Genomic DNA, 7237 nt, shown 5'->3' on the forward strand with positions numbered 1-7237 from the left:
CTGGCAAAGTGTGCTTGAGGAATATCGGTGAGAATTTCACGTAAGCGATCATCAATAAAGACCGATTTCCCGAGCGCAGTAAGCCAGAGATAAATCTCTTTATGTGTTTGAATTGCTTTTTGATCTCTTGGTTTTCCAATGATAGCGATCACGTCAAATGGATTTTTCATACGCTTTCCAACCGAATTAGGCTTGAATCAGAATTCTTCATCCCCATAATAAAGGCAAGTTATGCTTTTATGCGAATTTTTGTGTCAAAAACCAAGATAATTTGATGCTTAAACACCATCGTGATGAGAATTCTGGAGATATCATGAGCAACGAAGAAAATAAAATCAAAGAGGAAGAGCTACAGCAAGAAACGGTTGATGTAGAGGCTGAAATTGTTGGTAGTGATGAAGATATCGATTGGAATCAAGATGTTGAACCAGAAGAGTTAAGTGAGCAAGAAAGTAAAATTGCTCAATTAGAGGCGGCTTTATTGGCCAGTGAAGCTCGAGTGAAAGAACAGCAAGAAAGCGTCCTTCGCGCTCGTGCCGATGTTGAAAATATGCGTCGTCGTTCTGAACAAGAGATCGATAAAGCGCGTAAATATGCGTTAGGACGTTTTGTTGAAGAATTATTACCCGTGTTGGATAACTTAGAACGCGCGATCCAAGCGGTAGATAATGAAAATGAAGCGATCAAACCCTTTTTAGAAGGTGTTGAATTAACTCATAAAACTTTTGTTGACGCAGTAGCAAAATTTGGGGTAACAGTGATTAATCCTGAAGGTGAAGCGTTTAACCCTGAATATCATCAAGCAATGTCTATTCAAGAAAGTCCAGATCATCAATCAAATACGGTTATGTTTGTGATGCAAAAAGGCTATGAATTGAATGGTCGAGTTGTACGTCCAGCGATGGTGATGGTGGCTAAATAAGCGTGTTGTCTATTTTACGGACACATTTAAATCAGCGAGGTCTTAAGGCTTCGCTTTTTATTATAAAATTCAAATTTTTTTTCATGTTCCCCTTGAAAAGAGGTTGTTAACCCCTATTTAAAGGGCATACGAGAAACAAACATCCACGTTTTTGTTTGTGAGTGGGGTTGAAACCCAATTCTCCATCCCCACATTAGGGATATACAGCAAAACGAACATATAGAATTATTTCGGAGATAGCCTGATGGGTAAAATCATTGGTATTGACTTAGGTACTACTAACTCATGTGTAGCCGTACTCGACGGTGACAAACCTCGCGTAATTGAAAACGCGGAGGGTGAGCGCACCACCCCATCTGTGATTGCTTATACAGATGGTGAAACACTCGTTGGTCAGCCAGCAAAACGTCAAGCTGTAACCAACCCTGAAAATACATTATTTGCGATTAAACGTTTGATTGGTCGTCGTTTCGAAGACGAAGAAGTTCAGCGTGATATCGAAATCATGCCGTATAAAATCGTTCGTGCAGATAACGGCGATGCATGGGTAGAAGCGAAAGGCCAAAAAATGGCTGCGCCTCAGGTTTCTGCTGAAATTCTGAAAAAAATGAAGAAAACAGCAGAAGATTACCTCGGTGAGAAAGTGACGGGTGCGGTTATTACCGTTCCTGCTTACTTTAACGATGCTCAGCGCCAAGCCACTAAAGATGCGGGCCGCATCGCGGGTCTTGAAGTTAAACGTATTATTAACGAACCAACGGCAGCTGCGCTTGCTTATGGCCTTGATAAACAAGGTGGTGATCGCACAATCGCCGTTTATGACCTCGGTGGTGGTACGTTTGATATTTCGATTATTGAAATTGATGAGGTTGAAGGCGAAAAAACATTCGAAGTATTGGCGACCAATGGTGATACACACCTAGGTGGTGAAGACTTTGATAACCGCATGATTAACTACCTCGTTGATGAGTTTAACAAAGAGCAAGGGATCAACTTGAAACATGATCCACTTGCAATGCAGCGTCTAAAAGAAGCGGCAGAGAAAGCGAAGATCGAACTTTCTTCAGCACAGCAAACCGATGTCAACCTGCCTTATATTACGGCAGATGCAACGGGGCCTAAACACATGAACATCAAAGTGACTCGGGCTAAATTAGAGTCATTGGTTGAAGATTTAGTTCAACGCTCTTTAGACCCATTGAAAGTGGCACTAGCCGATGCAGACCTATCAGTCAATGACATCACTGATGTTATCTTGGTGGGTGGTCAAACTCGTATGCCGTTAGTTCAGAAAAAAGTGGCTGAGTTCTTTGGTAAAGAAGCGCGCAAAGATGTTAACCCTGATGAAGCGGTTGCAGTGGGTGCGGCTGTTCAAGGTGGCGTTCTTGCGGGTGATGTAAAAGACGTTCTATTACTTGACGTGACACCTTTGTCTCTAGGTATTGAGACTATGGGTGGTGTGATGACAAAACTGATTGAGAAAAATACCACGATTCCAACCAAAGCGAATCAAGTATTCTCAACTGCTGAAGATAACCAAAGTGCTGTTACCATTCATGTTTTACAAGGTGAGCGTAAGCAAGCTATGTATAACAAGTCTCTGGGTCAGTTTAACCTTGAAGGTATTAACCCAGCGCCTCGTGGTATGCCACAAATTGAGGTGACGTTTGACTTGGACGCTGATGGTATTTTGCATGTGTCAGCGAAAGATAAACAAACGGGTAAAGAGCAAAATATCACCATCCAAGCTTCTGGCGGTTTGAGTGATGAAGAAATCGAAAAAATGGTTCAAGAAGCAGAAGCCAATAAAGAAGCGGACAAGAAGTTCGAAGAGTTAGCGACTGCACGTAACCAAGCGGATCAAATGATTCACGCAACGCGTAAGCAAATTGAAGAAGCCGGTGATGCTCTGCCTACGGATGAAAAAGAGAAAATTGAAGCAGCCATTAGTGAGCTAGAAACTGCGAAGAAAGGTGAAGATAAAGCCGAAATCGACGCAAAAGTTCAAGCCCTAATGACCGCAGCTCAAAAATTGATGGAAATCGCTCAGCAGCAAGCACAGGCACAAGGTGCGAATGCTGAACAGCAAGCAGCACAAGACGACGTCGTTGATGCTGAGTTTGAAGAAGTTAAAGACGATAAGAAATAATTTTTCTTAATCTCCGTTCGCTTTGGTAGCTAACGGGAGTCTTACGGTCTTGCTTGCGGGCGTTTGGGGTAACTCTTACGCCCGTAAGTTTGTCATTATCTTTGTGTCTATAAAGATAAAGGACAAGCCTAAAACCTTTATCTATATCGATACAACCACCAAGCGGTCAGTCCGTTTGCAGTAACAATTGGTGACTTAAAACATGTCAAAACGTGATTTTTACGAAGTATTAGGCGTTAGCCGTGATGCCTCAGAGCGCGATATTAAAAAGGCCTATAAGCGCCTAGCGATGAAATACCACCCAGACCGTAATCCGGGTGATGCCAGTGCTGCGGATAAGTTTAAAGAAGTAAAAGAAGCGTATGAGATTCTGACTGATCCGCAGAAAAAAGCCGCTTATGATCAATACGGGCACCGAGCTTTTGAACAAGGTGCTGGTGGTTTTGGTGGCGGTGGCTTCAGTGGTGGCGGTGCTGATTTTGGCGATATCTTTGGTGATGTGTTTGGTGATATTTTTGGTGGTGGACGCCGCGGTGGTTCGCCTCGGCCTCAACGCGGATCTGATTTGCGCTACAACATGGAATTAACTTTGGAAGAGGCAGTTCGAGGTTGTAGCAAAGAAATTGAAGTTCCAACATTGGTTCATTGTGATAGTTGCGATGGCTCTGGAGCGAAAAAAGGCAGTACGCCGGAAACCTGTCCGACCTGTCATGGTCATGGTCAAGTTCAAATGCGGCAAGGTTTCTTTGCCGTTCAGCAAACCTGTCCAACTTGTCATGGCAAAGGTAAGATCATCAAAGATCCATGCAATGTTTGTCATGGCCAAGGTCGAAAACAGAAAAGTAAAACTTTGAATGTTAAAATCCCCGCAGGAGTGGATACTGGCGATCGCATTCGTTTAGCCAATGAAGGTGAAGCCGGGGAAATGGGTGCACCAGCCGGTGATTTATACGTGCAAGTGCATGTAAAAGAACACCATATCTTTGAACGGGACGGTAATAATTTGTACTGTGAAGTCCCGGTGAGTTTTGCTATGGCCGCTTTGGGTGGTGAAGTTGAAGTCCCCACGTTGGATGGCCGTGTGAATCTTAAAGTTCCTGAAGAAACGCAAACCGGACGTATGTTCCGTATGCGTGGTAAAGGGGTGAAAAGTGTGCGCGGAGGGGCAATTGGTGATTTGATTGTGAAACTAGTGGTTGAAACCCCCGTTAAACTCAGCGCTCGTCAAAAAGAATTGCTCAGGGAATTGGAAGATTCTTGTGGAGGAGAGGCCGCCAATAAGCACAAGCCAAAGTCTGAAGGTTTTTTCAATGGGGTGAAGAAGTTTTTTGATGATCTAACCAGTTAATCTGATCCCTTATTTGCTCAAAAAGCCCTAGTTTGCTTACGTCAACTAGGGCTTTTTATGTTTAAAACCGCTACCAGCAAGAGGTTGGTTGTCGCTCTCCGGTACTTTTTAATTCAAGCTTTGAATAGCGTTTTCCTTGACATTCATCGGTATCTTGTCCTTTGGAAGCGAGAGGGGTGGCTGAAATCGTATAGCTTGCGTGGCTGATCTCAATCGCCAAGGCGTAGCGTTCCGGATCAGAATCGCATACGGTACATTTCCCTCCCGACAAAAGACCATGACTGGAATACCCCAAGTCATAATGCTCTTCTAAATAGAGCTGTATTTTTGCCATATCGGCTATTGCTTGAGTACGGTGAGCCTCTTTGACATATTGGGTATATGCTGGGTAGGCAATACCAGCAAGAATGCCAACGATGGCGACGGCTATCATTAATTCGACCAACGTCATACCTTGAGCGAACCTATCTGATCTGTTGCATTTATTTGTTCGAATCATGTCCATTCGTTCCATTAATCTATCTTTTCCTATTGTTAGTAGCTGTTAGCATCAAAGCAAGTTGATTCAGTTATGTCTCACTGTTTGCAAAGGATTTTGAGAAATGGTTCGCGGCTTCACCTTATTAGAACTACTGATAACGGTCAGTGTACTGGCCGTTATGCTTACGTTTTCCGCACCGAATTTTACCAATATAAATCAGCAGACCAAGATGGTTACGCTAGCTGATGAGTTACACGGTTTTTTTATTCAAGCAAAATCGGAAGCGGTGTTTCGCGGACAAGATTTATGGGTTCATATTGAAGGGATGCCATCTACCACTGGAGAGTGGCGGTTGATACTCTCTTCTTCTTCGGTTTTACCTCCAGCAAACTCACCGGAGATCATTGCGGTATTATCGGGTGAGCGTTATCGAAACCTGTTTATAGACAACACCGATTCGATTAATTCAGTGAAATTTGACTATGTTATGGGTAATCCGGTTCAGGCTGGCAGTCTCACATTGAAAAAGCATTTTCAAGATAGTGATGGCATTAAAGTCATTATTCATAATCGAGCAGGGCGTATCAAAGTGTGTAGTCTCTCTGGGGAAAACTATGGCTTTACTAAGTGTTAAACCAAAGCAGTCAGGAAGCAGTTTGATTGAATTTATGATTGCAGGGCTGGTGGGGGCGATCGCTTTAGGAATGATAGGAAGTCTGTTTTTATCCAATCAACGAGCCTCGCTACAACGCAGTAAAGAGATTATGCTGCTACAACAAATGAGTGTGGTGCTACACCAGATGAAAAGTGATGTACTGCGCGCAGGGTACGATCATTTGGATACCCATTCACTGAAACTTTCTGGTGCGGTTGGCCTTTTTATTACAGAACCGGAACTCGTGGGGTATGCCTATCAACATCCGGCAGCGGTTAGCGCTAGTGTCAGTAATACGGTGTATCGTTTAGATAAAAATAACCTGAAATATTGTCAAAAAAGTAGTACAGCCCCCTTGCCTGCAACTTCAGCGGCAACCGGGTGCTTTAATTTGTTTGATCCCAAGCAGATTAAAGTGACTCAATTTTCGGTGCAACATGATCTTGTCGCAGGAGAAAGTACTCAAAGTGGCATGCTTTCAATCGTTTTAGCTGCCTCTTTGGTGAAAGCACCATCGGTGTCTCAACAGATGAGTTTACGTTTGATGCAGAGGAATTGGCAATGAACAGTCGCTTTCAGCAGGGGGTTGCCACCTTACTGATTACCTCGGTACTACTTGCGGTGGCTTTAGTACTTACTTTAGGTTCATATAAAACGCTGTTTTATCAAATTAAGCGAGCTCAGAATGAAGTGAAAGCTCGTCAACAATATTGGGTGGCTGAAGGTGGGCTAGAGTGCATTTTTAGCTTAACCAAACTGACGCAATCTTTACCTGATGCTAGTCAATATAGCGAGTGTAATGCATTAGGCCCAATAACATTTAGCTATACACAGCCAACGTTTAAGCAGCAACGCGTGACAGCACAATACGGTTTTAGTCATGTTCATAAAACTCTGACTTATCCGGCTGCCGCTTCTGGTGTATTGAGAGCCACCTCAAACTTGTATTTTTCTGGTGGCTTATCCATGTTGGCGGATCCCGGAGCCCATTTAGAGGGCGATAAGTGGGCTTGTACTATGTTGCGGTATAGTCGGGATTTTGTCGTGCACGGTACGGTACAAAATAAAGGATTAAGTGACGCTCATCCGCCTTATGCTGGTTTTCCCCGAGGTCAATATTGTGATTCAGATTATCTCACCAGTACCAGTGCTAATTACGCGATGCCCAGTAACTTAAAAAAAGATTTTATTAAAGATGTCAATCAGACCCCCTTTGAGGATTTATTTGGTGAAATGCGACAAGATTGGTTCAAAATCATGTCCGATAGCCACTTTAGTAAAATCTCAGCGAGCAATTTAGTTGATAGCAGTGGCAAAATGCTATTTACCCAACAAAGCTTGCCCTCTTCAGCGGTGGTTCCTGACTGTGGGAGTAAAATTAAGAACAAGATTATTGCCGGGCAAGACCTCATTTGGGTTTATGGCAGTTGTCATTTGGGAGAAAGTGATTTAACGGCTATTGGTCAGGCGATCAATTCAGCGAGTGGCTTAGATGGCATTATTTTAGTCGTGCATAATGGACTGCTCTCGACCCATGGCGCTTTAACGTTTAAAGGAATGATCTACCACTTTATTTCGAATGCCACCGACGGAACGCCAGAGTTTATCCCCACCAGTACACTATGGAACAGCTTTAATCCAACGCAAGCCGATCTATTAAAAGCGTCGACCGCATCATTGGC

Annotated in this window: 7 protein-coding genes and 1 pseudogene; 6 read left to right on the forward strand and 2 right to left on the reverse strand. The window is 43.4% G+C overall.

Annotated features, from left to right (window positions below; genetic code table 11):
• A pseudogene (gene ppnK, locus B7C60_RS19230) lies at positions 1 to 170 on the reverse strand (NAD(+) kinase); the annotation flags it as partial.
• A gap of 143 nt (positions 171 to 313) precedes the next feature.
• Between ppnK and grpE the strand changes: the two are divergent.
• The 3 genes from grpE (at position 314) to dnaJ (ending at position 4419) form a co-directional block, all read left to right on the forward strand.
• Positions 314 to 922, forward strand: a complete 609-nt coding sequence (grpE, locus tag B7C60_RS12845; protein ID WP_099612044.1) for a nucleotide exchange factor GrpE — start codon at positions 314 to 316, stop codon at positions 920 to 922.
• A gap of 244 nt (positions 923 to 1166) precedes the next feature.
• Positions 1167 to 3071 carry a molecular chaperone DnaK gene (gene dnaK, locus B7C60_RS12850; protein WP_099611982.1) on the forward strand — a complete coding sequence of 635 codons (1905 nt, stop codon included), beginning with the start codon at positions 1167 to 1169 and terminating at the stop codon, positions 3069 to 3071.
• A gap of 202 nt (positions 3072 to 3273) precedes the next feature.
• Positions 3274 to 4419: a molecular chaperone DnaJ gene (gene dnaJ / locus B7C60_RS12855; RefSeq protein WP_099611983.1), complete on the forward strand. Its 1146-nt coding sequence runs from the start codon at positions 3274 to 3276 to the stop codon at positions 4417 to 4419.
• 70 nt (positions 4420 to 4489) lie between these two features.
• Here dnaJ and B7C60_RS12860 read toward each other — a convergent pair whose 3' ends face one another.
• Positions 4490 to 4924, reverse strand: a complete 435-nt coding sequence (locus B7C60_RS12860) for a type IV pilin protein (RefSeq protein WP_272924570.1) — start codon at positions 4922 to 4924, stop codon at positions 4490 to 4492.
• Positions 4925 to 5021: 97 nt separating this feature from the next.
• On the opposite strand from B7C60_RS12860, the gene B7C60_RS12865 reads away from it, so the two are divergent.
• From B7C60_RS12865 to B7C60_RS12875, 3 genes are all read left to right on the forward strand, one after another.
• Positions 5022 to 5534 carry a GspH/FimT family pseudopilin gene (locus B7C60_RS12865; RefSeq protein ID WP_099611984.1) on the forward strand — a complete coding sequence of 171 codons (513 nt, stop codon included), beginning with the start codon at positions 5022 to 5024 and terminating at the stop codon, positions 5532 to 5534.
• Positions 5515 to 6120, forward strand: a complete 606-nt coding sequence (locus B7C60_RS12870; protein WP_099611985.1) for a pilus assembly protein PilW — start codon at positions 5515 to 5517, stop codon at positions 6118 to 6120. The genes B7C60_RS12865 and B7C60_RS12870 overlap by 20 nt, the downstream gene beginning before the upstream one ends.
• On the forward strand, positions 6117 to 7237 hold a 1121-nt coding region (locus tag B7C60_RS12875; RefSeq protein ID WP_245869372.1), incomplete at its 3' end, for a hypothetical protein. The genes B7C60_RS12870 and B7C60_RS12875, both read left to right, overlap by 4 nt.

This window comes from Vibrio fujianensis, assembly GCF_002749895.1.
Lineage (GTDB): Bacteria > Pseudomonadota > Gammaproteobacteria > Enterobacterales > Vibrionaceae > Vibrio > Vibrio fujianensis.